This is a genomic window from Stenotrophomonas sp. YIM B06876 (genome assembly GCF_030711595.1).
Taxonomy (GTDB): Bacteria; Pseudomonadota; Gammaproteobacteria; order Xanthomonadales; family Xanthomonadaceae; genus Stenotrophomonas.
Genome location: NZ_JAUJUJ010000160.1, coordinates 1 through 1,791 on the forward strand (window position 1 = coordinate 1; position 1,791 = coordinate 1,791).

The 1,791-nt window shown below is 65.6% G+C and carries 1 protein-coding gene and 1 pseudogene; both read left to right on the forward strand.

Features of this window, described 5'->3' with window-relative positions; translation table 11 throughout:
• Nucleotides 1–1,433, forward strand: a 1,433-nt coding sequence (locus QZH66_RS15680; protein ID WP_305806829.1) for an amino acid ABC transporter substrate-binding protein, incomplete at its 5' end; no start/stop codon positions are given.
• Between the two features lie 24 nt (nucleotides 1,434–1,457).
• Nucleotides 1,458–1,791: pseudogene (locus QZH66_RS15685) on the forward strand (hypothetical protein); the annotation flags it as partial.

Consider the following 1,791-nt stretch of genomic DNA (forward strand, 5'->3'; position numbering starts at 1 on the left):
GTCTTTTGCGGACACCGGCCTCGCGCAGTCGCCCCATCCAGGAGATCGCCATGCAGTTCCTCGGTCGTTCGCATTGGATTCCTACGGTGTTGGCAGGCTGCGTCGCGGCAGGCGCGTTCGGCGCGGCGCTGGCGCAGGATGTGGTGCTGGGGGCCTCGGTGCAGCTGACCGGCCCGGTCGCCAACACCGGCCGCTACTACCGCGATGCCTATCAGTTGGCGGTCGACAAGATCAATGCCGCCGGCGGCGTGAAGATCGCCGGCCAGCCGCACAAGCTGGCGCTCAAGCTCTACGACAACCAGTCCGACGTCAACCTGAGCGTGCGCCAGTACACCCAGCTGGTCTCGCAGGACAAGGTGAACCTGCTGCTCGGCCCGTTCGCCAGCAACTTCGCCCTGGCCGATTCGGCCGTGTCCGAGAAATACAAGGTGCCCATGGTGCAGGGCGGCGGCGCCTCCGACCAGATCTTTGCGCGCAATTTCAAGTACATCTTCGGCACGCTGGCGCCGGCGAGCAATTACTTCGGCAGCACCGTCGACATGCTCAAGGCGCTCAAGCCGCCGCCTAAAACGGTGGCGCTGCTGTATGCCGACGATGCGTTCGACGTGTCGGTGGCCAAGGGCACGCGGCCGCTGCTGCAGAAGGCTGGCCTGGACATCGCCATCGACGAACGCTACAGCACCAACGCCACCGACTTCAACTCGCTGCTGTCGCAGATCAAAGCCAAGAACGTCGAGGTGGTGCTGGTGGCGGGCCACGAGACCGAGATCCTCAACTTCGTGCGCCAGGCCAAGAGCCTGGCCGTGGCGCCAAAGCTTTATTCGTTCACCGTGGGCGTGCCCAGCGAAGACTTCCGCAAGGCCCTGGGCAAGGATGCCGACTACGCCTTCGGCATGACGGCCTGGCTGCCGTCGGCGGCGCTGAAGGACCGCTGGTTCGGCGACGCCCTGCAGTTCGCCAAGGAGTACCAGGCGCGCTTCGGCTATGAGCCCGACTACCACGCCGCCTCGGGCGTGGCCGACGTCGAGGCGTTGGTGCAGGCCATGGAGGACGCCGGCAGCATCGACCCGCAGAAGGTGCGCGATGCCCTTGCCAAGGTCAAGTTCGACAGCCTCTACGGCCCGGTTTCGTTTGGCAAGAACGGCCAGATCGACCTGCCGCAGGTNCACGCCGCCTCGGGCGTGGCCGACGTCGAGGCGTTGGTGCAGGCCATGGAGGACGCCGGCAGCATCGACCCGCAGAAGGTGCGCGATGCCCTTGCCAAGGTCAAGTTCGACAGCCTCTACGGCCCGGTTTCGTTTGGCAAGAACGGCCAGATCGACCTGCCGCAGGTGGTGATCCAGGTGCAGGGCGATACGCTGGTCGAGGTCTACAACGCCAAGGGCTTCGTCACGCCGCCCAAATACCCGATGCCGGCCTGGAACGCGCGCTAGCAGGCAGGCCCACAGGAACGCGCCGTGGACCTGCTGGCTCAAATCCTGCTCAACGGCGTGCTGCTGGGCGGCCTCTACGCCGTCATGGCGCTGGGCCTGGCCCTGGTGTGGGGGGTGCTCAACATCGTCAACCTGGCGCATGGCGCCTTCATCATGCTCGGCGCCTACCTGTCGTGGTACCTCTACACCGACGCGCACATCGATCCCTTTCTGGGCCTGCCGATCACGGCGGTGCTGATGTTCTGCCTGGGCTACGCGCTGCAGCGCGGCCTGCTGAACCTGATCGTGCGCGCGCCGATGTTCAACACGCTGTTGATCACCTTCGGCATCGAGGTCGTCCTGACCTACCTCGCCCAGA